This is a genomic window from Variovorax beijingensis (genome assembly GCF_003951285.1).
GTDB lineage: Bacteria > Pseudomonadota > Gammaproteobacteria > Burkholderiales > Burkholderiaceae_C > Variovorax > Variovorax beijingensis.
Map to the genome: position 1 here is coordinate 479,261 of NZ_RXFQ01000002.1, position 20,352 is coordinate 499,612.

The window sequence follows — 20,352 nt, forward strand, 5'->3', positions numbered from 1 at the left end:
CCGCTGGAATGGCTACTTGCTGCTGCTCTGCATGCTCGCGAACTGCTGCGTGAGATAGTTGCTGGTGCTGTTCATCTGGCTCATGAGCAGGTCGAGCTGGGTGAACTGCGCGCGATAGCGCTCCACCTTGGCGTCCACGCGCGTCTTCATGTCGGCGTACTGCTCGTCGAGCTGCTTGAGCGAGGCCGTCATGCCATCGGAAGCGACCTTGAGGGCGCCGCCGGTGGACGTGAGGTTGTCCACCAGCGCGCTCAACTGCTTGCCGTAGCCGGCGGTGCTGCCGGTGGCGCTCGCGAACAGCCCGGAAACGCCGGCCAGGTTGCTGGCGAGCGCCGACTTCAGCTTGGCCGAGTCGACCGCCATCGTGCCGTCCTTCTGGAAGGCGACGCCGATTTCCGACAGCACCTTCATGTCGTTCGGGCCGCCGGCCTGCGGCGTGGTGAGCGCCTGCCGGATGCGCGTCTGCAGATTGCGCAGCGTCGAATCGCCGACCAGCGCGGCACCGGTCTTGGAGTCCTGGTCGTAGGTGGTCAGCTTGTTGGCCGTGGCCTGCAAGCTGTTGTAGGCCTTGACGAAATCGTTGATCGCCGACTCCACCGCGGCCGTGTCGGCCTCGGTCGACAGGTTGCTGGCGCCCGTCTTGAGCAGCGTCAGCGTGGTGCCCTGGATGGCTTCCTTGACGGTGTTGCTCGCACTGGTCACGGCGATGCCGTTCACGGTGAGCTTTGCGTTCTGCCCCGCCACCGTCTGCTTCAGGTTCTGCGTGCCCGCGGGATCGTTGTTCAGCAGGTTCTGCAGCGCCGCATCGCCGGCCACCGAGACGCGCATGCTCGAGGTCTCGCCGGTCTGCGAGGAAGTCAGCACGAGCCGGTTGGGCGTGCCGCTGCCGTCGTTCACGATGCTGGCGGAGACGCCGGCCTTGGCCGCGTTGATGGCGTCGCGGATGCCCGCGAGCGTGTTGTTGCTGCCGTCGATGGTGATCGGCACGGCGGTGCGGGCGGTGTCCGGCGTGAAGCCTGCACCCGTGTACGTGCCCGTTGCCGCATCGAGCGTGCCGCCGGTGATGGCGCCGAAATCGATGGTGATGGTTCCGCTGCCGATGGCCGAGGTGGTGCTTGCCTGGCCGGCCGCAACCAGCGACTGCGACTGCGCAAGCTGCGTCACCTGGATGGCATAGGTGCCGGCCGTGGCCGCGCTTCCGGCTGCCGCGGTCAGCACGTCAGCCGCACTGGAGGCGGCCTTCACGCCCTGGAAGAGCGCGGGGTCGGACAGTTTCTTGGCCGCGGCCTGCAACGTGCCGAGCGAGCTTTGCAGCGTGCCGTAGGCCGAGAGCTTGCTCGTGTAGCTCACCTGGCGCTGCTGGAGCGCCACGAGCGGCTGGCTCTCCGCCGTCTGGAGCTGGGTGAGCAAGGTGCTCAGCTCGAGGTTGGAGCCAACGCCCAGGCTGCTGATCGATGCCATGTTGAGATTTCCTGATGTCTGTGAATGAGAAAGCGGCGCCTGTCAGGCTTCCCGGCTCACCAAAAGGCCGGGCGCCTTGCCCAGCACCTTGGCGATGCGCACCACTTCCTCGGAAGGGATCTGGCGGATGACCTCGCCGCTTTCCCGGTCGATCACCCTGACGATGAGCCTGTCGGTGTCTTCGTCCATCTCGAACTGCAGCCCGACCCCGCGGCTGTGCAGCGAAGCGTTGGCTTCCTTCACCGCCTGCGCGACCTGCACGGGCGTGGCTGCTTCTTCCACGGCGTCCGATGGCGCGGCCACGGCCTCCGCGGCGGCCTTGCCGGCGGTGCGCTCGGAGAGCGCCTGCATCCACCACGAGCCGTCTGCCGCGGGGCTTACGGGGATCGACATGATTTCCACCTTCTTGTCTTGATTGCTTTCGCTGTCGTCTGCGGCCTGGCCGGGGCCAGGCCGCAGGGAACAGCGCAGGCGGAACCGGGCTTTCGCCCGGACGGCTGCGCAATGCCTTCTTCTCAGATCAACGCAGGAGCGACAGCACGCCTTGCGTGGTCTGGTTCGCCTGGGCCAGCACCGAGGTACCGGCTTGCTGCAGGATCTGCGCACGGGTCATGTTCGACACTTCGGTTGCGTAGTCGGCGTCTTCGATGCGCGAACGCGAGGACGACAGGTTCGTGATCGCGGTGCCGAGGTTGGAGATCACCGAGTCGAAACGGTTCTGAACCGCACCCAGCGAGCTGCGCAGGTCGTCGACTTGCTTCAGTGCCGCGTCGATCGCTTCGAGGGGGCTGCCCGTCGCGCCGGTCTGCAGGCTGGCAACGGAGACCTTCGAGGTGTCGACGGTGAAAGCGGCCGTGCCGGCGGTCGTGGCCGTGTCGGCGGAAGCCGGGTCGAGCGCGATGTAGCGGAACATGGCGGTGCCGTCGACCGCGCCGGTGAAGCCCTGGTTGATCAACGACGAGGTTTCGCCGGCGCCGGTGGGCGTGATCGAGACTTCAGCGAACAGGTTGCCGTTCTTGTCGGCAACCGTGTTGCCGGTGAGCGTGGCGCCGCCTGCGGCCAGGCCGAGCTTGGTCGACAGGTCGTCGGTGGTCTTCTCGGCGACGGTCGTCGTGGTGACGGCCGTGGTGGAACCGTAGAGGGCCTGCAGCTGGGCAGCCGTGGGCGCATCGCCTGCAGCCGAACCGGTCACGCCGTCGAATGCGAAGGCAGCCGTGGCGGTCGGGCCGGCAACGTTGAAGCCTTGCATGCCGAGCGTCTTGGCGCTGATTTCCTTCAGGTCGATGGTGATGGTCTCGCCGTCGTTGGCACCGACCTGGACGGTCAGCGGCTTGGCCGACGACGAGAGAACCTTCACGCCGTTGAAGTCGGTCTGCTTCGAGACGCGGTCGATTTCACCGAGGCGCAGCTTGATTTCGTCCTGGATGGACTGCAGGTCGCTGCCGGAGTTGCTGCCGTTGGCGGCCTGCACCGACAGTTCGCGAACGCGCTGCAGGTTGTTGTTCACTTCCTTGAGCGCGCCTTCCGTCGTCTGCGCCAGCGAGATGCCGTCGTTGGCATTGCGCGAGGCTTGCGTCAGGCCGCGGATGTTGGCCGTGAAGCGGTTGGCGATGGCCTGGCCGGCAGCGTCGTCCTTGGCGCTGTTGATGCGCAGGCCGGAAGACAGGCGCTGGATCGCCGTGTTCAACGACGATTGCGACGCGTTGAGGTTGTTCTGCGTGAGCAGGGAAAGGCTGTTGGTGTTGATGACTTGCGCCATGTTCGACTCCTGATAGACAAAGGTTGTGGACTCCGGCCCTCAGGCCGCAACGCTGGACCCGCTCCCACTGTGAGACTCAAGCCATCGTTGGTTTAGTTATCGGCAGGGCTTTTCAAACATTTAGAGTCCGGCGCAAAAAAAGATGCGCGCCCCACAACCTCCGGGTTCAGGCGGGTAGGTTCATCACTTCCTGGTAGGCGGCTACCAGCCGGTTGCGCACCTGCAGCCCGGTCTGGAACGCCACGTTGGCCTTCTGCAGGTCGACCATCACGTCGTTCAGCGCCACGCCGGGCTTGCCCATTTCGAAGTCCTCGGCCTGGCTGTAGGCCTTGGTCTGCGCGGTGCTGATGCTGTCGAGCGAGCGCCGCAGTTCGGCCGCAAAGCCCCCGGGCTGGGCCGCCTCGGCGGCGGGTTGCGCAATGCCGCTCTGGAGCGCGGTGGCGCGCATCTGCTGCAGGACGGATTCGATGGCGGTAATCGACATGGCGTGCTTTCTCTTCTCTCTCGTGAAACTGGATGGGGACAAGGAGGACCAGGGGCCTTCCCGCGTGTTTTCAGCGTAGCAGGCGAAGCCGCGGCGACATGCGCCCAACTGACGGCAAAACCCGCAGTTGTTCGACCAATCGAATATGGCCCGGCTGCTGAGAATCAACGCCGAACCCATAGCTCGCTGACGACACCACGGCCCCCTCGGCATGACCCCAGAACATCGACGCCTCCAGCCCCTCGCCAAGAATCCGCGCCGCCCCGTGCACCCGGCCGCGGCGGAGGTTGCGCAATGAGTTCGGCGGCCCCCGCGGGCGCCAGCCCGGCGCCCTCGCCTGCCTCCGGCCTTGCGGAGCGCCTGCGCGCCCAGCCGAAGCTGCCGCTGATCGTCGGCGCGGCCGCCATCGCCGCGGCCGCGGCGGCGTTCCTGCTCTGGAGCCGCGCGCCCGACTACGGCGTGCTCTACACCAACGTGACGGACCGCGACGGCGGCGCCATCATCGCGTCGCTGCAGCAGATGAACGTGCCCTACAAGTTCGCCGAGGGCGGCGGCGCGATCCTGGTGGCGCGCGACAGGGTGCCCGAAGTGCGCCTGAGGCTCGCGTCGCAGGGCCTGCCCAAGGGCGGCGGGGTCGGCTTCGAGCTGATGGACAACCAGAAGTTCGGCACCAGCAACTTCGCCGAACAGGTCAACTACCAGCGCGGGCTCGAAGGCGAACTGGCGCGCTCGGTCGAATCGATCGGCTCGGTCGAGTCGGCGCGCATCCACCTGGCCCTGCCCAAGCCTTCGCTCTTCGTGCGCGACCAGAAGAAGCCCTCGGCTTCGGTGATCCTGACGCTGCACCGCGGCCGCAGCATCGACGAAGGCCAGGTCAGCGCGATCGTGCACATGGTCTCCAGCAGCGTGCCCGAGCTCAATGCCAAGAGCGTGACGGTGGTCGACCAGCACGGCAACCTGCTGTCGGCCGCCAATGCCGGCGCGCGCGGGCTGGACGTGAGCCAGCTGAAGTACGCGCAGGAAATCGAGCAGGGCTACATCCGCCGCATCGAGGCGATCCTGCAGCCCATCGTGGGCGCGAGCAATGTGCGCGCGCAGGTGGCGGCCGAGATCGATTTTTCCGTGGTCGAGCGCACCGAGGAAAGCTACAAGCCGAACCAGGACCCGCGCGCCGCGGCCATCCGCAGCCAGCAGTCGAGCGAATCGATGCAGCAGGGCGCCACGCCGCCGGGCGGCGTGCCGGGTGCGCTGTCGAACCAGCCGCCGCAGACGCCGAGCGCGCCCATCACCGCGCCGCCGAACGCCGCGGCACCTGTGCCGGGAGCCGCCGCAACCGCCACGGCGGCCAGCACGGCACCGGGCAGCTCGCGCAAGGACACGACCACCAACTACGAACTCGACCGTTCGATCCGCCATGTGCAGCAAGGCGCGGGCGGCGTGAAGCGGCTGTCGGTGGCCGTGGTGGTGAACCACCGCGAAGCCGCGGACAGTGCCGGCAAGCCGAGCCAGCGCGCGCTCACGCCGGCCGAGGTGGAGCAGATCCGCAACCTGGTCAAGGAAGCGATGGGCTTCAGCCAGGAGCGCGGCGATTCGCTCAACGTGGTCAACAGCGCCTTCGCCCGCGAAGGCGGCGACGGACAGGCCGGGCCCGCCCTGCCGTTCTGGCGCGACCCCGCCAACCTCGGGCTCGCCATGACCATCGCGCAGTACCTGCTGATTGCCGGCCTTGCGCTGTTCGCCTGGTTCGCGGTGCTGCGGCCGCTGCTGCGCAAGCACCTCGCGCCACCCGCCGCCGCGGTGCCCGAAGCGGCGCCGGCCGCCCCTGGCGCGGCCGACGACGAGGCGGCCGCGCAGACCAACGCGCGGCAGCGCGAGATCGAGCGCCAGAAGGCCGACCTTGACTACGCACACCAGACCGCCGACCAGGACCCGCGCCTGGTGGCCACGCTGATCAAGCATTGGATGAACACATGAGCGACGCAGGCACCCGGAAAAGCGCAATCTTGCTGATGTCCCTGGGCGAAGACCGCGCCGCGGCCACGCTGCACCACCTGCCCGCCACCGAGGTGCAGGCCTTGGGCGTCGCGATGGCCAGGCTGAGCCAGGTCTCCAAGGACGAACTCGCGGCCGTGCTGGCCGAGTTCCGCATGGAGACCGAGCAGTTGTCCGCACTGCACCTGGGCTCGGGCAGCTACATCCGCGCCGTGCTGCGCAAGGCGCTGGGCGACGACCGCGCGAGCAACCTGCTCGAAGACATCCTGCAGCCCGACGAGCCGCACGGCGGCATCGAGCGGCTCAACGACCTGGAAGCCAGCGAAGTCGTGGAGCTGGTGCGCGACGAGCATCCGCAGATCCTGGCCACGCTGCTGGTCCACCTGGACCGCAAGAAGGCCTCCGAGGTGCTCGAACGACTACCCGAGCGCCTGCGCCACGACGTGATCCTGCGCGTGGCCACCTTCGGCGGCGTGCAGCCGGCCGCACTGGCCGAACTGACCGACGTGCTCACCGAGATGCTCTCGGGCGAAGGCCTCAAGCGCAGCCGCCTGGGCGGCGCGCGCACCGCGGCCGAGATCGTCAACCTCATGAACAGCGCGCAGGAAGAAGAGGCCATTGCCCACGTGCGCGCCCACGACGAGGCGCTGGCCCAGCGCATCGTCGAGGAGATGTTCGTGTTCGAGAACCTGCTCGACCTGGAGGACCGCTACATCCAGCGCCTGCTCAAAGACATCGAGTCCGATTCGCTCATCGTCGCGCTCAAGGGCTCGGCGCCCGAGCTGCGGGACAAGTTCCTCAAGAACATGTCGCAGCGCGCGGCCGAGACGCTGCGCGAGGACATCGAGCTGCGCGGCCCTGTGCGCGTGTCGCAGGTCGAGACCGAGCAGAAGGCGATCCTGCAGGTCGTGCGCCGCCTGGCGGATGCCGGCGAGATCGTCGTAGCCGCGCCTGGAACCGATGACTTCGTCTGACGCCTTCCCTGCTGCCGCGCGTGCGCGCCTGTCCGCCTGGCAGCGCTGGGAGATGGGCGCTATCGACGCGGACGCGCTCGCAGCGCGCAGCGCCGGCATCGAAGCGCCCGCACCGCCGCGCGTCGACCCGGCCGCGCTGGCACGCGAGGCCGAGCTCGAGCGCCTGCGCCTGGAAGCGCGCGCCACCGGCGAGGCCGAAGGCCGCCGCGAAGGCTGGGCGCAAGGCCATGCCGAAGGGCGCGCCGAAGGCCTGGCTGCCGGCCTGGCCGCGGCCGGCGCGCATGCCGAGCAGCTGCGCGCACTGGCCGCAGCGCTGCCGGCCGCACTGCGCAGCGCGGAAAGCGAGCTCGGCGATGCCATCCTGGCGCTTTCGCTCGACGTCGCGCGCCAGGTGATCCATCGCACCCTGCGCGTCGAGCCCGAATGGGTTCTTGCGCTGGTGCAGGACCTGCTGCACGCCGAACCCGCGCTGCAGGGCGAACCGCGCCTGCTGCTGCACCCCGAAGACCTGGCGCTGGTGAAGAACAGCCTCGGCGGCGAACTGCAGGCCGCCGGCTGGCAGCTGCGCGCCGACGACACGCTGGCCCGCGGCGGCTGCCGCGTGCGCTCCGCGAGCGGCGAGATGGACGCCACGCTCGCGACCCGCTGGAAGCGCGTGGCCGGCGCCTTCAACCGCGATGCCGAACCCGATGGAGCCTGAAGCCATGCAAGCCACAGCAAGCACCGCCGCGCCCGGCGCGGTCAACCCGCACCTCAAGTCCTGGCTCGGCTCGCTCGCGCAGGCCCGCGGCGAGGTCGGCCTGTGCGCGACCATCGCCACCTCGGGCCGCCTGACGCGCGCCGTCGGCCTGGTGCTGGAGGCCGTGGGCCTGCAGCTGCCAGTCGGCAGCGACTGCCTGATCGAACTGCCGCCCGGCTATCCGCAGCGCCATGCCGAGGCCGAGGTGGTCGGCTTTGCCGGCGACCGCCTGTTCCTGATGCCGCAAAGCGAAGTGGCCGGCCTGCTGCCGGGTGCACGGGTGTTTGCGCGGCCCGGCCCCGCGCAGTTCGCGGGCGGCGCTTCCGGCGATGCCCACACCAAGCGGCTGCCGGTGGGCGAAGGCATGCTCGGGCGCGTGGTCGATGCCGCCGGACGGCCGCTTGACGGCCTCGGCCCGCTCGACGTGAGCCGCAGGGTGCCGCTGGGCGCCCCGCCGATCAATCCGCTCGCGCGCGCGCCGATCGATTCGGTGCTCGACGTGGGTGTGCGCGCCATCAACGCCATGCTCACGGTGGGCCGCGGCCAGCGCATGGGCCTGTTCGCGGGCTCGGGCGTCGGCAAGAGCGTGCTGCTGGGCATGATGGCGCGCTACACCAGCGCCGAGGTGATCGTGGTCGGCCTCATCGGCGAACGCGGCCGCGAGGTCAAGGACTTCATCGAGAACACGCTGGGCGAGGAAGGCCTGGCCCGCTCGGTGGTGGTGGCCGCGCCGGCCGACAACTCGCCGCTGCTGCGGCTGCAAGGTGCGGCCTATGCCACCTGCCTGGCCGAGTACTTCCGCGACCAGGGCCGCGACGTGCTGCTGATCATGGATTCGCTCACGCGGTATGCGATGGCGCAGCGCGAGATCGCACTGGCCGTGGGCGAACCGCCGGCCACCAAGGGCTATCCGCCCTCGGTGTTCGCCAAGCTGCCCGCGCTGGTGGAGCGCGCCGGCAACGGCGCGCGCGATGCCAACGGGCGCGGCGGCTCGATCACGGCCTTCTACACCGTGCTGTCCGAAGGCGACGACCAGCAGGACCCGATCGCCGATTCGGCGCGCGCCATCCTCGACGGCCACGTGGTGCTGTCGCGCACGCTGGCCGAGGCCGGCCACTACCCGGCGATCGACATCGAGGCCTCCATCAGCCGCGCGATGACGGCGCTGATCGCGCCTTCGCAGTTCGACACCGTGCGCCGCTTCAAGCAGGCGCTCTCGCGCTACCAGCGCAACCGCGACCTGATCAGCGTCGGCGCCTATGCGGCCGGCCACGACCCGCAACTCGACCAGGCCATCGCGCTCTATCCGCGCATCGAGGCCTTCCTGCAGCAATCGATGCACGAGCGCTGCGACTACGCCGCGTCCATCGAGCGCATGGGCAGCCTCTTCGAATCCGCCTGATCCATTCCCCTTCACAGGAGTTGCCATGCCGCACAAGCTTCCGCTCGACACGCTCACCGACCTCGCCCGCACCAGGACCGACGATGCCGCGCGGCAGCTCGGCCTGCTGCAGAACGCGCAGGTCAGCGCCCACCAGAAGCTGGAGCTGCTGCTGCAGTACCGCCAGGACTACAGCGACCAGCTGCAGGTGCTGATGGAGAACGGCCTGCCCTCGGCCCAATGGCACAACTACCGCAACTTCCTGGGCACGCTCGACGGCGCCATCCAGCAGCAGCAGGCCATCGCCGCGCAGGCGGCCAGCCGGCTCGACCATGGCCGCAGCGAGTGGCAGCAGCACAAGCGGCGCCTCAACTCCTTCGACGCGCTGGCCGAACGCGCGCGGCGGCAGGAACTCGTGGTCGGCGCGCGGCGCGAGCAGCGCGACAGCGACGAACGCACGGCACGCAAGTTCTTCGACCGCGCCTCCCAACCGACACCCTGACGCATCCGCCGCCATGCCTTCCCCCATTGCCCCTTCCTTCAGCCCGAACGCGGCTGCCTCCGCGGCTTCTTCCGCGGCCTCCGGCGCACGCGGCCGCAATGCCGAGGAGCCCGGCGGCCGCAGCTTCGATGCGGCGCTGTCCCGCTCTCGCAACGCGGGTGCAGCGCAGGCGCCGGAAGAAGCCGAATCGTCCGCGCTCGAAGCCACGCACCGCCGAAAGGCCTCGCGCGCCGGCGATCGCAAGGACGAGCTTCCCGCCGAACTGTTGCCGATGTCCTTTTTCGCGCCCATGGTGGCGCCGCCCTCCGCCGCCACCGCTGCGCTGGCCGCCGGTGCGCCTGCGGCGGCCTCGATGCCCGATGGCATCCAGGCCCTGGCGCCGGGCGATGCGCCGGTCGACGCGCTGGCTGGTGATACCGCGGACGCTGCGGCAGGCAAGACGGCCATCGCGGTGGATGCCGAAGACGAAGCCACCGCGCAGGCGAAACCGGCAAACGGCGCGCATCAGGCCACGGCCTCGGAAGCTGCGCAACCGGCGGATGCACGCGCCGCCGTGCAGGCCGCAGCCGCTGTGCCGCCGCCGCCCGCCGCGGGCGCAAGCCCGGCCGCGACCCCGGCTGCCGATGCTGCAGCACCCGAAGCCGCCACCGCGGCTACCGCAGCCACCGTCACCGAACCACGCGGTGCATCCACCGCCTCCCTCTCCGCCGATGCCGACACCGATTCGGCAGCGGCCCCCGCCATGATCTCCGCCGACAAGACCGCCGACCTGGCCGCCGCATCCGACGCGGCGCCCGCCTCCACCAGCGTGCCCGCCTCGATGCCGTTCACGCCGGCCGCGGCCGCCGCCGCGCGTACGAACGTGCCCCCGGCTTCGCCGCACACGCCCATCCTCAGCGTGGAGCCGTCCGTCGGCTCGGCCGCCTGGGGCAAGGCCATCGGCCACCAGGTGCTGCGCATGACCGCGGCGGGCTACCAGGTGGCCGAGCTGAACCTGAACCCCGCCGGCCTCGGCCCGCTCAAGGTCACGCTCACCATGGGCGACAACCAGGCGCAGGCGATGTTCGCCTCGGCCCACGAGAGCGTGCGCAAGGCGCTCGAAGTGGCGTTGCCGCAATTGCGCACCAGCCTTGCCGACCACGGCATCAGCCTGGGCCAGGCCTCGGTCGGCGCAGAGTCGCATCCCTCGCCCGGACAAGGCAGCGCCTTCGGCCAGCAGCCCCAGCAGCAGGGATCGCCCCGCCAGGCCGACTACCCGGGGGCCAGCCGCGCGCAAGCCATTGCCACCGCCGAGCCGCTGCGCGGCACGCCGGCGCCCGCCACGCTTCGCAGGCCCAGTGCCGGCGTCGACACCTTCGCATGAGATGGTGAACGCGGGATCTGAGGCCTTTTCCCGCGCTTGATCAGCCCTTCGCCTGCCAGTCACCTGGCAAAGAATAGTCCGAAACCGATTCGCTTCGCAGCACCCATATGGCTACCAGTCCCCCTGTCGCACTCGCTCCCGTTCCCCCTTCCCCCGCACGTTCATCGAAGCTGTGGATCGTGCTCCTGATCGTCGCGCTGGTTGGCGCGCTGGCCGCCGCCGGCGGCTATTTCCTGCTGCGCCAGCGCGCATCGGCCGAGCCTGCCGCAGCCGCTGCACCGGTGCCGGAAAAGCCGATCTTCGTGACCCTGGAGCCGCTCACCGTCAACGTGCAGTCCGAAGGCCGCGGACGCTTCCTGCATGTGGGCATGGCCCTCAAGGTGCGCGACGAACAGGCCAAGGCGCGCATCGTCGAATTCATGCCCGAGATCCGCAGCCGGGTGCTGCTGCTGCTGTCGAACCGCCCGCCCGAATCGCTGGTGACGACTGCCGACAAGGCCCGCCTGGCCGAGGAGATCCGCGTCGAGCTGAGCCGCCCGCTGGGCGCCGGCCTGCCGCCGCAGGAGATCGCCAGCGTGTCCTTCAACACCTTCGTGGTGCAGTAACCCTTTCCGGACCGCCGATCCATGGCCTATGAACAAGTGCTCTCCCAGGACGAGGTCGACGCGCTGCTGCAGGGCGTCACCGGCGGCGCGCCCGAGCAGAGCGATGGCGCCGCCGCCCGCACGGACGGCCTGCCGGTGTATGACCTGGGTGCGCCCGACCGCGTGGTGCGCAGCCGCATGCACACGCTGGAGGTCATCAACGAGCGCTTTGCCCGCCACCTGCGCAGCTCGCTGCTGAACTTCATGCGGCGCAGCCCCGACATCTCGGTCGGGCCGGTGCACATCCAGCAGTACGGCGAATTCGTGCGCCACCTGCCGGTGCCGGCCAACATCAACATGCTGCACATGAAGCCGCTGCGCGGCACGGCACTGTTCGTGTTCGATCCCAAGCTCGTGTTCCTGGTGGTCGACAACCTGTTCGGTAGCGACGGGCGCTACCACGTGCGCGTCGAGGGGCGCGACTTCACGCGCACCGAGCAGCGCATCATCAAGCGCCTCCTGAACCTCACGCTGCAGTGCTATGCCGACGCCTGGCAGCCGGTGTTCCCGCTGAGCTTCGACTACGTGCGCGCCGAGATGCACGGCAAGCTCGCCAACATCGTCGCGCCCAACGAGGTGGTGATCAACACCACGCTGCAGATCGAGTTCGGCCCGGTGGGCGGCTTCCTGCACGTGTGCATTCCCTATTCGATGATCGAGCCGATCCGCGACCTGCTGTCCAACCCGGTGCAGGACGAGATCGAGGTCGACAAGCGCTGGGTGCGCCAGATGTCGCAGCAGATGCAGAGCGCCGACGTGGAGCTCAGCGCCGAATTCATCACGCTGCCCTCGACTATCGGCGAGGTGCTCAAGCTGCAGGTGGGCGACGTGCTGCCCATCGAGCTTCCGTCGTCGATCACCGCGCGCGTGGACGGCATTCCGGTCATGGAATGCGGCTACGGGGTGTCGAACGAGCGCTATGCCCTGCGCGTGCTGCAGATGATCTCCCACCAAGACAGCGATCCGAAGAACGACCATGACTGACAACACCCCATCCACCAGCGATGCGGACGACTGGGCCAGCGCGCTGGCCGAGCAGACCGCGGCCTCCGCGCCCGCTCCCGCCTTCGCCCCTGCCGCCCCGCCGGCGATCGCTCCCGCACCGGCCGCCGCTCCCGCCGGCAGCCGCGTGTTCCAGCCGCTGCAGGCCCAGGCGACCGGCGCCGGCTCGCCCGTGGACGTGGAGCGCATCCTCGACGTGCCGGTGCAGCTGACGGCCGAGCTCGGCCGCACGCGCATCACCATCAAGAGCCTGCTGCAGCTCTCGCAGGGCTCGGTGGTCGAGCTCGACGGCCTGGCTGGCCAGCCGCTGGACGTGCTGATCAACGGCTACCTGATCGCGCAGGGCGAAGTGGTGGTGGTCAACGAGAAGTACGGCATCCGCCTGACCGACATCGTCACGCCCTCCGAGCGCATGCAGAAGCTCGGCCGGTCATGAACCTCTCCGTCCGTCGGCTGCGGCAGGCCGCGGCTTCGGTCGCGGCCACGGCCTGCGGCCTCGCGGCCCACGCGGCGCTGCCGACCGTGCCCTCGCCCGCCGAGGCGGCACCGGCGGTCGGTGCCTCCAGCCTGCTGCAGGCCGGCTTCGGCATGTTCACGGTGCTGGGCCTGATCTTCCTGTGCGCCTGGGCCGCGCGCCGCTTCGGCCTGCAGCGCCTGGGCGGCGGCCATTTGGTGAAGGTGGTCTCCAGCACCATGGTCGGCCAGCGCGAGCGCGTGGTCGTGGTCGAGGTCGGCGGCACCTGGCTGGTACTGGGCGTCGCGGCCGGCCGCATCAACGCACTGCATTCGCTGCCGGCGCAAGCGCTGCCCACGGCGCCGGCGGCCAGCGCAATGCCCGACGCCCGCCTGGCCGGCGCGGCGGGCCTGTTCGCCCAGAAGCTGCGCGATTCCCTCGGCCTTGCGCAGCGGCCCCACCCATGATGCGCACCGCCCGCCAACGAAGCCTTTTCGGCTTCGCGCTGATGCTGCTCGCCCTGGCGCTGCCGACGGCGGCGTGGACGCAGGGCCTGCCCGGCCTCACCAGCACGCCCGGCCCGGGCGGCAGCCAGACCTGGTCGCTCAGCGTGCAGACGCTGGTGATGCTGACCTCGCTCACCTTCCTGCCGGCGCTGCTGCTGAGCATGACGAGCTTCACGCGCATCCTCATCGTGCTGGGCCTGCTGCGCACGGCCATCGGCACGCAGTCGTCGCCGCCCAACCAGATCCTGGTGGGCCTGTCGCTGTTCCTGACTTTCTTCGTGATGGCGCCGGTGTTCGACAAGGTCCACGACGAGGCCTACAAGCCTTTCTCCGAAAACAAGATCACGGCCGAGAAGGCGCTCGAGAAGGGCATTGCGCCGTTCAAGTCCTTCATGCTGAAGCAGACGCGCGAGAACGACCTGGCCCTGTTCGCCAGGCTCGCGAAGATCCCCGACATGCAGGGGCCGGAGGAGGTGCCGCTGCGCATCCTGCTGCCCTCCTTCGTCATCAGCGAGCTGAAGACCGCGTTCCAGATCGGCTTCACCATCTTCATTCCGTTCCTGATCATCGACCTGGTGGTGGCCAGCGTGCTGATGTCGATGGGCATGATGATGGTGCCGCCCGCCTCCATCGCGCTGCCCTTCAAGCTGATGCTGTTCGTCATGGCCGATGGCTGGCAGCTGCTGATCGGCGCACTGGCCCAGAGCTTTTATCTTTAGAGGCGCGCAATGACTCCCGAATCCGTCATGTCCCTGGGCAGCCAGGCCATCCACGTCTCGCTGCTGCTGGGCGCGCCGATGCTGCTGGTGGCGCTCGTGGTGGGCCTGGTCATCAGCATCTTCCAGGCTGCCACGCAGATCAACGAAGCCACGCTGTCCTTCATTCCCAAGCTGCTGGCGGTGTTCGCGGTGCTGGTGCTCGCCGGCCCCTGGATGCTGGCGCAGATGCTCGACTACATCCGCACGCTGTTCTCGAGCATCCCGCAGCTGGTCGCTTGAGCGCGCGCTGACATGCCCGCCATCTTCTCCGTCACCTCGGCGGAGCTGACCGCCTGGCTGACGGCCTTCCTGTGGCCCTTCGTCCGCATGCTGGCGCTGGTGAGCACCGCACCGGTGTTCGGCGAGCCCGGCGTTGCGCGCCAGACCAAGGTGGCCGTTGCCGCGCTGCTGGCCGTGGCCCTTGCACCCACGCTCGGCCCGATGCCCGCGGTGCCGGTGGTCTCCGCGGGCGGCGTGTGGATCCTCGTGCAGCAGGTGCTCATCGGCGGTGCCATCGGCTTCACGATGCGCATGGTGTTTGCCGCCGTGCTGGCCGCGGGCGAGTACATCGGCCTGCAGATGGGCCTGTCGTTCGCGTCCTTCTTCGACCCCATGGCCGGCGGCGCCACCATGGTCGTCGCGCGGCTCTTGCACATGCTGGCCATTCTTCTTTTTTTGGCGGTGGACGGCCACCTGCTGATGCTTGCGGCGCTGGCCGAGAGCTTCCACACGCTGCCCATCGCCGATGCGCCCCTGGCCGCGCAGGGCTGGATGCTGCTGGTGTCCGGCGGCGGCCGGATCTTCGCCAACGGGCTGATGCTGGCGCTGCCGCTGGTGACGGCGCTGCTCACGCTCAACCTCGCGATGGGCATCCTGAACCGGGCTTCGCCGCAGTTCAGCATCTTCGCGGTCGGTTTTCCGCTGACGCTGCTGGCGGGCATCGGCATGCTGCAGCTGCTGATGCCGCAGCTCGGCGCCTTCCTGGAGCCGCGCTTTGCCGCCGCGCTGTCCTCGGTGCTCCAGCTGACGCAGGCGCTGCGGCCCTGAGCCGCACGCCCGTTCGCATTCACAGGTAGTTGAACAGCGCAATGCTGTGCAGCCGCGCGAAGGTCTGCTGCGTGGCCTTGAGCGAGGTTTCGCGCTGCAGGTACTCCGAGATGGCGCTGGCCGGGTCCAGGTCCACCAGCTCCGAGAGGTAGGCCTTGTCGATCAGGCCGCGCGAGGCGCCGCTGGTGTCGAGGGCGTCGAGTTCGTTCATGCGCGAGCCGATCGACGACATGACCGTGAGCACGTTGTCGTGCGCGTTGGTGATCTTGACGTTGAAGGTGCTGAGCGCGTTGAGCAGATCGGCCTTCGCCGCGTCGCCGTTGCCGGCCAGCGGCTGCCTGAGCGCGGCGACCAGCTCGCCGATGGCGGCGAACACGTCGGTGCCCGCATTGCGCGCGGTGGCCACCTGGAAGGTGTCGCCATCGGCCGGTGCACCGCTCATGGTGATCTGCAGGCCGCCGAACGAGATGGCGGCACCCGGCACGTAGGCACCCGACGCGGCCACCACGGGCGGCGTGTCCTGCGTGGCCACCGTGTAGTTGCCGCCGCTGAAGCTGATCACGAAGTCCTTGCCGTAGTTGGCCGCGCCCGCGTCGGTCACGCCCACGGAACCGAAGACGCCGGAGCCGGTGTTGCCCACGCCCGCCGAGCTCACGTAGCCCGCGCCGCCCTGCACCGACTGGAACACGCTGCGCCCGTCGTCCGTGGTCGACATCTGGCGCGACACGTCGATCTGCATCAGCCGCTGGCCCTGGTCGCCCATGTACTGGATGCCGCCGCCGGCGCCCGCCACGAAGGGCTGGCTGGCGCTCTTGAAGCCGGCGAACAGGAACTGGCCGTTGCCGTCGTCGGCGTTGGCCACGTTCACGAGCTGGTCCAGGTTGCCCTGCAGCGTGGTGGCCAGCGAGGCGCGGTCGGCATCCGACAGCGTGCCGTTGCCCGCCTGCACTGCGAGCGTCTTCATGTTCTGCATGATCGAGGTGGCCGACTTCAGCGCGGTCTCTTCCTGCGAGAGCGAGAGCATCGCGCGGCTGCGGCTGGTGGCGTACTGCGCCGACTCCGCCATCGACTGGCTCACGCCCAGCGCGCGCGCGGCGGCCACCGGATCATCGGCGGCCGTCAGGAACTTGGTGCCCGCGGCGAGCTGCTGCTGGATGCGGAACAGCTGCTGCTGCTGCGAACCCAGCGAGCTCATGCTCTGGGCGTAGAAGGATTGGGTGCTGATGCGCATCGCGACTCCGTAGGTTCTTCTTCAATGGCGGCCGGTTCAGCCGCGGATGCCGAGGATCGCGTCGAACATGGTCGACGCGGTCTGGATCACCTTGGCATTGGCCTGGTACATCTGCTGGTACATCAGCAGGTTGGCGGTTTCCTCGTCCTGGTTCACGCCCGAGATCGAATCGCGGCTCGCGCGGATCTGGCCCGTCACGCTTTCCTGGGTGGTCGAAGCCACGCGGATTTCCATGGCGCGGTTGCCCACCTCGCTCACCAGCTTGGCGAAGGCGCCGTTGAAGGTGGAGGTGCCGCCGTCCATCGCGGTCTTGCGCTGCAGCGCGCCGAGCAGCAGCGCGTTGCTGCCGTCGGACACGCCACCGGCGTTCTTGCCGATGGTGAAGGTGTCGCCCCCGGCGGGCGCGCCGCTGAGCTTGACCTCGATGCCGTCGAAGCGGATGGAAGCGCCGGCGGTGTAGGGCACGGCCGTGCCGGCGGGATAGTTGGTGGAGCTGCCGTCGGCCAGCGTCACCGTGACTGCGGAGGTGGCCGGAAAGCCCGACAGCGTGTTGGCCGCGGCATCGTAGGCGAGCGTGACCGCCCCGGCCAGCGGCGCGGCCAGGTAGCCCGCATCGACCACGGCCGGGCTCAGCGCGCCGGTGCCCTTGTTGCCGACCGCCTTGCCCGTGACCAGCGGCGACGCGGCGGCCACCTTGGCCGTGTCGCGCACCAGCACGTCCATGTCGCGCGCGCCGGTGCGCGTCGGCTGCACCAGGAAGGAATCGCCGGCCTGCGCGGTGCCGCTGGCCACCGCGAGGCTCACGCCGTCGAAGCTGGCGGGAAGGGTCGTGAAGTCGCCCATCGACTGCTTGTCCGACAGCCGCGTGACGCTGTAGGTGAGCGTGCCCGCCACGTCCTTCACCTGCACCGAATAGTCGCTGGTCGTGAGCTGCGAGGTATCGGCCACGCTGGCGCCGAGCACCATGTCGCCCGCATTGCGCGCATTGGAAAACACGCCCGGCGCGGCTTGCGAGAAGAAGTCGGTGCCCAGCACGCCATTCAGGTCGACGCCGAGCTTGTGCTGGTCGTTGAACTCGCTGCCCAGCGCCATGGCCAGGCGGCCGACGGCGTTCTGCGTGCTGGTGAGCGTCTCGGCGCGGAAGGCCAAGAGGCCGCCCAGCGATCCGCCGCTGAGCACGTCGTCGTTGAGTTCGGACACGGTGCCGGTGAGGCCGACCAGCGCCACCGCCTTGCGCGTCGGGTCGGCGGCGGACGAAACGGCCTGCAGCTGCGCGGCCCGGTCGCCCAGCACCAGCGTCTGGCCGTTGCCGATGAAGACGTTGTACTGGCCGCTGTCCTGCTCCAGCACCTTCACGCCCACGATCTTGCCGAGCTCGCTCACCAGCTGGTCGCGCTGGTCCATCAGGTCGTTGGGCGGCTGGCCGCCGGCCATGGCACCGAGCTGGCTGATCTGCTGGTTCAGGCTCGCGATCTGCGTCGCATAGGTGTTGATCTGCGCGGTGCTGCCTTCGATCTGGTCGTTGACCGAACTGTTGAGGTCCGTGAGGTACTGGTCGGTGGAGCGGAACTTGTTGGCCAGCGTCTGCGCCGCGCTGATGAGCTGCTGGCGTGCCGCCGGATCGGCCGGCGTGTTGGCCACGCCCTGCACGCTGGCGAAGAAGCTCTGCATCAGCGGCGTGAGGCCTGCGGTCTTGTCGGCCAGCAGCGAGTCGATGCGGTTGATCTGCGATCCGTAGCTGGCGAGCGCCGCGCCCGCGGCTTCGGCGCCGTTGAGCTGGGCCGTGAGATAGCTGTCGTAGCTGCGCTGCACCGTGGTGACGCGCGCACCGTTTCCGATGAACCCCGCACCGGTCGTCGTGCCGCCGTTGGACGAGACCAGCGCGGTCTGACGGCTGTAGCCGGCGGTGTATACGTTGGCCGTGTTGTGGGCCGTCGTCATGAGCGCGGATCGCGCGACGCTCAGGCCGGACAGGCCCGTTTGGAACATCGACATGAGGCTTTACCTGTAAAACGTTTTCTTGTTGGCACCGGGCATCGCTTGCGATGCCTGCTTCCTGTCTATCGGCAGGCGGCGCGGAAAATGAAGTGCCCGGTGGAACATTTCGGCTGGCTGCGCTTTCAGGCGGCGCGCCTGAACACGCTGACCGACGCCACCAGGCTCGCGGCCTGCTCCTGCATCGACTGCGCCGCGGCCGCCGCTTCTTCGACCAGCGCCGCGTTCTGCTGCGTCACCTGGTCCATCTGCGCGATCGCCTGGTTCACCTGCTCGATGCCGGTGCTCTGCTCCTGGCTTGCCGCGGTGATCTCGCCCATGATGTCGGTCACGCGCTTGACGCTGTCCACGATCTCGTCCATCGTGCGGCCCGCTTCTGCCACCTGGCGGCTGCCGGCTTCGACCTTGTCCACCGAGTCATCGATCAGGCCCTTGATTTCCTTGGCCGCGGCGCCCGAGCGTTGGGCCAGGTTGCGCACTTCGGAGGCCACCACTGCAAACCCTCTGCCCTGCTCGCCGGCTCTTGCGGCTTCGACAGCGGCATTGAGCGCGAGGATGTTGGTCTGGAAGGCAATGCCGTCGATCACGCCGATGATGTCGACGATCTTCTTGGACGAGCTGTTGATGGAGCCCATGGTGTCCACCACCTGGCTGACCACGCCGCCGCCGCGCACGGCGACTTCCGAGGCAGAGACCGCCAGCTGGTTGGCCTGGCGCGCGTTGTCGGCGTTCTGCTTGACCGTGCCGGTGAGCTGTTCCATGGAGGCCGCCGTCTGCTCCAGCGAGCTGGCCTGCTCCTCGGTGCGCGAGGACAGGTTCTGGTTGCCCGCCGCGATCTGGGTCGAGGCCGACACCACGTTCGACACGTTGCTGTCCACGTCCACCACGATGGCCGAGAAGTTGGCGCTCATCTGGTTCAGCGCACGCAGCAGATGGCGCATCTCGTCCTCGGGGCGGACCTCGAACCTCGCAATGCCTCCGGAGGCGATGGCCTGCGCCACCTGCACCGCCTGGTCCATGGGCCGGAACACCGTGCGGTCGAGGAAATAGCCGAAGCCCGCCCAGGCCAGTGCGCACACCACGGCGCCCGCGGCCCAGGCTTCGGGGCCGGCCCAGCCGAGCCAGCCCGCGGCGCCGAGCACCAGCATCGACACGGCCGCGGCCGTGGCCGAGCCCAGCACACGCAGGCGGATGGGAAGACGGCGCAGGCGGGCCAGGATGCTTGTCCAGCCGCGCTTGACGACTTCGCCCTGCCGGATCGCCAGGCCCTGGGCCTGGCCTTCCCTGAACCTGCGATAGAGCTGCTCGGCCTGCGCCACGTCCGCGCGATCGGGCTTGCTGCGCACCGACATGTAGCCTTCGACCTCGCCCCTGCGGCGGATCGGCGTCACGTTCGCAAGCACCCAGTAGAAGTCACCGTTCTCGCGCCGGTTCTTGATCACACCGGTCCAGGGCAGCCCCTGCTTCAGGGTTTCCCACATGTCGGCAAAAGCCTCGGGCGGCATGTCGGGATGCCGGATCATGTTGTGCGGCTTGCCGATGAGCTGCGCCACGGCGTAGCCGCTGGCGGCCACGAAGGCCGGGTTGACGTAGGTGATGCGTCCCTTCAGGTCGGTGCGCGACACCAGTGCTGCGTCGTCATCGAGCAGGTATTCTTTGGCGGTAACGGGTAGATTGACTCTCATGAATTCCGGGTCGATGGGTTTGTTTTTTTCTAGGCGAAGGCTGGCTCTGTGGACCGCAGCGCCAGGGCTGCGTGGGCACCGCCGGATGCGCCGGGCGAAAGGGCCGGGTCGCGCGCGCTTCTTGCACCGGCCTCGAGCCTGAACACGCTGACCGACGCCACCAGGCTCGCGGCCTGCTCCTGCATCGACTGCGCCGCGGCCGCCGCTTCTTCCACCAGCGCCGCGTTCTGCTGCGTCACCTGGTCCATCTGCGCAATCGCCTGGTTCACCTGCTCGATGCCCGTGCTCTGCTCCTGGCTCGCGGCCGTGATCTCGCCCATGATGTCGGTCACGCGTTTCACGCTGTCCACGATCTCGTCCATCGTGCGGCCCGCT

Annotated in this window: 21 protein-coding genes; 13 read left to right on the top strand and 8 right to left on the bottom strand. The window is 69.0% G+C overall.

Annotated elements, in window-relative coordinates:
- Positions 1-12: 12 nt before the first annotated feature.
- The 4 genes from fliD to fliE all read right to left on the bottom strand — a co-directional run bounded on the left by fliD (position 13) and on the right by fliE (position 3,704).
- Positions 13-1,461: a flagellar filament capping protein FliD gene (fliD, locus tag EJO66_RS05340; RefSeq protein WP_124956736.1), complete on the bottom strand. Its 1,449-nt coding sequence runs from the start codon at positions 1,459-1,461 to the stop codon at positions 13-15.
- A gap of 42 nt (positions 1,462-1,503) precedes the next feature.
- Positions 1,504-1,854, bottom strand: a complete 351-nt coding sequence (locus tag EJO66_RS05345; RefSeq protein ID WP_124956738.1) for a flagellar protein FlaG — start codon at positions 1,852-1,854, stop codon at positions 1,504-1,506.
- A gap of 127 nt (positions 1,855-1,981) precedes the next feature.
- On the bottom strand, positions 1,982-3,220 hold the full coding sequence (locus EJO66_RS05350) for a FliC/FljB family flagellin (RefSeq protein ID WP_124956740.1): 1,239 nt from the start codon (positions 3,218-3,220) through the stop codon (positions 1,982-1,984).
- A gap of 166 nt (positions 3,221-3,386) precedes the next feature.
- Positions 3,387-3,704, bottom strand: a complete 318-nt coding sequence (gene fliE, locus EJO66_RS05355; RefSeq protein WP_124956742.1) for a flagellar hook-basal body complex protein FliE — start codon at positions 3,702-3,704, stop codon at positions 3,387-3,389.
- A gap of 294 nt (positions 3,705-3,998) precedes the next feature.
- On the opposite strand from fliE, the gene fliF reads away from it, so the two are divergent.
- From fliF to fliR, 13 genes are all read left to right on the top strand, one after another.
- Positions 3,999-5,678, top strand: a complete 1,680-nt coding sequence (gene fliF / locus EJO66_RS05360) for a flagellar basal-body MS-ring/collar protein FliF (protein ID WP_124956744.1) — start codon at positions 3,999-4,001, stop codon at positions 5,676-5,678.
- Positions 5,675-6,670, top strand: coding sequence for a flagellar motor switch protein FliG (fliG, locus tag EJO66_RS05365; RefSeq protein WP_124956746.1), 996 nt, complete (start codon positions 5,675-5,677; stop codon positions 6,668-6,670). The genes fliF and fliG overlap by 4 nt, the downstream gene beginning before the upstream one ends.
- A complete protein-coding gene (fliH, locus tag EJO66_RS05370) occupies positions 6,657-7,370 on the top strand; it encodes a flagellar assembly protein FliH (protein WP_124956748.1) in 714 nt (237 codons plus the stop codon). Before fliG ends, fliH begins: the two co-directional genes overlap by 14 nt.
- Positions 7,360-8,811, top strand: a complete 1,452-nt coding sequence (fliI, locus tag EJO66_RS05375; RefSeq protein WP_276311948.1) for a flagellar protein export ATPase FliI — start codon at positions 7,360-7,362, stop codon at positions 8,809-8,811. Before fliH ends, fliI begins: the two co-directional genes overlap by 11 nt.
- Before the next feature lie 25 nt (positions 8,812-8,836).
- On the top strand, positions 8,837-9,292 hold the full coding sequence (gene fliJ / locus EJO66_RS05380) for a flagellar export protein FliJ (protein ID WP_015866946.1): 456 nt from the start codon (positions 8,837-8,839) through the stop codon (positions 9,290-9,292).
- Between the two features lie 13 nt (positions 9,293-9,305).
- Positions 9,306-10,655 carry a flagellar hook-length control protein FliK gene (locus EJO66_RS33185; protein ID WP_124956752.1) on the top strand — a complete coding sequence of 450 codons (1,350 nt, stop codon included), beginning with the start codon at positions 9,306-9,308 and terminating at the stop codon, positions 10,653-10,655.
- A 107-nt stretch (positions 10,656-10,762) separates the two neighbouring features.
- On the top strand, positions 10,763-11,260 hold the full coding sequence (gene fliL, locus EJO66_RS05390) for a flagellar basal body-associated protein FliL (RefSeq protein WP_124956754.1): 498 nt from the start codon (positions 10,763-10,765) through the stop codon (positions 11,258-11,260).
- A gap of 21 nt (positions 11,261-11,281) precedes the next feature.
- Positions 11,282-12,283: a flagellar motor switch protein FliM gene (fliM, locus tag EJO66_RS05395; RefSeq protein ID WP_124956755.1), complete on the top strand. Its 1,002-nt coding sequence runs from the start codon at positions 11,282-11,284 to the stop codon at positions 12,281-12,283.
- A complete protein-coding gene (fliN, locus tag EJO66_RS05400; protein WP_124956757.1) occupies positions 12,276-12,737 on the top strand; it encodes a flagellar motor switch protein FliN in 462 nt (153 codons plus the stop codon). Before fliM ends, fliN begins: the two co-directional genes overlap by 8 nt.
- Positions 12,734-13,222, top strand: a complete 489-nt coding sequence (fliO, locus tag EJO66_RS05405; protein ID WP_124956759.1) for a flagellar biosynthetic protein FliO — start codon at positions 12,734-12,736, stop codon at positions 13,220-13,222. The genes fliN and fliO overlap by 4 nt, the downstream gene beginning before the upstream one ends.
- Positions 13,219-13,980 (top strand): flagellar type III secretion system pore protein FliP, encoded by a 762-nt coding sequence (gene fliP / locus EJO66_RS05410; RefSeq protein WP_124956761.1) that lies wholly within the window; start codon positions 13,219-13,221, stop codon positions 13,978-13,980. Before fliO ends, fliP begins: the two co-directional genes overlap by 4 nt.
- Positions 13,981-13,989: 9 nt before the next feature.
- Positions 13,990-14,259 carry a flagellar biosynthesis protein FliQ gene (gene fliQ, locus EJO66_RS05415; RefSeq protein ID WP_015866953.1) on the top strand — a complete coding sequence of 90 codons (270 nt, stop codon included), beginning with the start codon at positions 13,990-13,992 and terminating at the stop codon, positions 14,257-14,259.
- A gap of 12 nt (positions 14,260-14,271) precedes the next feature.
- Positions 14,272-15,066 carry a flagellar biosynthetic protein FliR gene (gene fliR, locus EJO66_RS05420; protein ID WP_124956763.1) on the top strand — a complete coding sequence of 265 codons (795 nt, stop codon included), beginning with the start codon at positions 14,272-14,274 and terminating at the stop codon, positions 15,064-15,066.
- 19 nt (positions 15,067-15,085) lie between these two features.
- On the opposite strand, the gene flgL is transcribed toward fliR, so the two are convergent.
- From flgL to EJO66_RS05440, 4 genes are all read right to left on the bottom strand, one after another.
- Positions 15,086-16,297: a flagellar hook-associated protein FlgL gene (flgL, locus tag EJO66_RS05425; RefSeq protein ID WP_124956765.1), complete on the bottom strand. Its 1,212-nt coding sequence runs from the start codon at positions 16,295-16,297 to the stop codon at positions 15,086-15,088.
- A 36-nt stretch (positions 16,298-16,333) separates the two neighbouring features.
- Complete coding sequence (gene flgK / locus EJO66_RS05430) at positions 16,334-18,292, bottom strand: flagellar hook-associated protein FlgK (RefSeq protein ID WP_124956768.1); 1,959 nt, start codon at positions 18,290-18,292, stop codon at positions 16,334-16,336.
- 125 nt (positions 18,293-18,417) lie between these two features.
- Positions 18,418-19,977 carry a methyl-accepting chemotaxis protein gene (locus EJO66_RS05435; RefSeq protein WP_124956770.1) on the bottom strand — a complete coding sequence of 520 codons (1,560 nt, stop codon included), beginning with the start codon at positions 19,975-19,977 and terminating at the stop codon, positions 18,418-18,420.
- A 29-nt stretch (positions 19,978-20,006) separates the two neighbouring features.
- Positions 20,007-20,352: methyl-accepting chemotaxis protein (locus EJO66_RS05440; protein ID WP_240648512.1), on the bottom strand; the 346-nt coding region annotated here is incomplete at its 5' end.

What these genes read in the sequence shown, in the direction of transcription:
- fliJ (WP_015866946.1), top strand. Translation starts at nt 8,837, where the DNA reads ATGCCGCACAAGCTTCCGCTCGACACGCTCACCGACCTCGCCCGCACC.
- fliH (WP_124956748.1), top strand. Translation starts at nt 6,657, where the DNA reads ATGACTTCGTCTGACGCCTTCCCTGCTGCCGCGCGTGCGCGCCTGTCC.
- flgK (WP_124956768.1), bottom strand. Translation starts at nt 18,292, where the DNA reads ATGTCGATGTTCCAAACGGGCCTGTCCGGCCTGAGCGTCGCGCGATCC.
- fliE (WP_124956742.1), bottom strand. Translation starts at nt 3,704, where the DNA reads ATGTCGATTACCGCCATCGAATCCGTCCTGCAGCAGATGCGCGCCACC.
- fliF (WP_124956744.1), top strand. Translation starts at nt 3,999, where the DNA reads ATGAGTTCGGCGGCCCCCGCGGGCGCCAGCCCGGCGCCCTCGCCTGCC.
- fliN (WP_124956757.1), top strand. Translation starts at nt 12,276, where the DNA reads ATGACTGACAACACCCCATCCACCAGCGATGCGGACGACTGGGCCAGC.
- fliP (WP_124956761.1), top strand. Translation starts at nt 13,219, where the DNA reads ATGATGCGCACCGCCCGCCAACGAAGCCTTTTCGGCTTCGCGCTGATG.
- fliD (WP_124956736.1), bottom strand. Translation starts at nt 1,461, where the DNA reads ATGGCATCGATCAGCAGCCTGGGCGTTGGCTCCAACCTCGAGCTGAGC.
- EJO66_RS05435 (WP_124956770.1), bottom strand. Translation starts at nt 19,977, where the DNA reads ATGAGAGTCAATCTACCCGTTACCGCCAAAGAATACCTGCTCGATGAC.
- flgL (WP_124956765.1), bottom strand. Translation starts at nt 16,297, where the DNA reads ATGCGCATCAGCACCCAATCCTTCTACGCCCAGAGCATGAGCTCGCTG.
- fliQ (WP_015866953.1), top strand. Translation starts at nt 13,990, where the DNA reads ATGACTCCCGAATCCGTCATGTCCCTGGGCAGCCAGGCCATCCACGTC.
- fliI (WP_276311948.1), top strand. Translation starts at nt 7,360, where the DNA reads ATGGAGCCTGAAGCCATGCAAGCCACAGCAAGCACCGCCGCGCCCGGC.
- fliO (WP_124956759.1), top strand. Translation starts at nt 12,734, where the DNA reads ATGAACCTCTCCGTCCGTCGGCTGCGGCAGGCCGCGGCTTCGGTCGCG.
- fliR (WP_124956763.1), top strand. Translation starts at nt 14,272, where the DNA reads ATGCCCGCCATCTTCTCCGTCACCTCGGCGGAGCTGACCGCCTGGCTG.
- EJO66_RS33185 (WP_124956752.1), top strand. Translation starts at nt 9,306, where the DNA reads ATGCCTTCCCCCATTGCCCCTTCCTTCAGCCCGAACGCGGCTGCCTCC.
- fliM (WP_124956755.1), top strand. Translation starts at nt 11,282, where the DNA reads ATGGCCTATGAACAAGTGCTCTCCCAGGACGAGGTCGACGCGCTGCTG.
- EJO66_RS05350 (WP_124956740.1), bottom strand. Translation starts at nt 3,220, where the DNA reads ATGGCGCAAGTCATCAACACCAACAGCCTTTCCCTGCTCACGCAGAAC.
- EJO66_RS05345 (WP_124956738.1), bottom strand. Translation starts at nt 1,854, where the DNA reads ATGTCGATCCCCGTAAGCCCCGCGGCAGACGGCTCGTGGTGGATGCAG.
- fliL (WP_124956754.1), top strand. Translation starts at nt 10,763, where the DNA reads ATGGCTACCAGTCCCCCTGTCGCACTCGCTCCCGTTCCCCCTTCCCCC.
- fliG (WP_124956746.1), top strand. Translation starts at nt 5,675, where the DNA reads ATGAGCGACGCAGGCACCCGGAAAAGCGCAATCTTGCTGATGTCCCTG.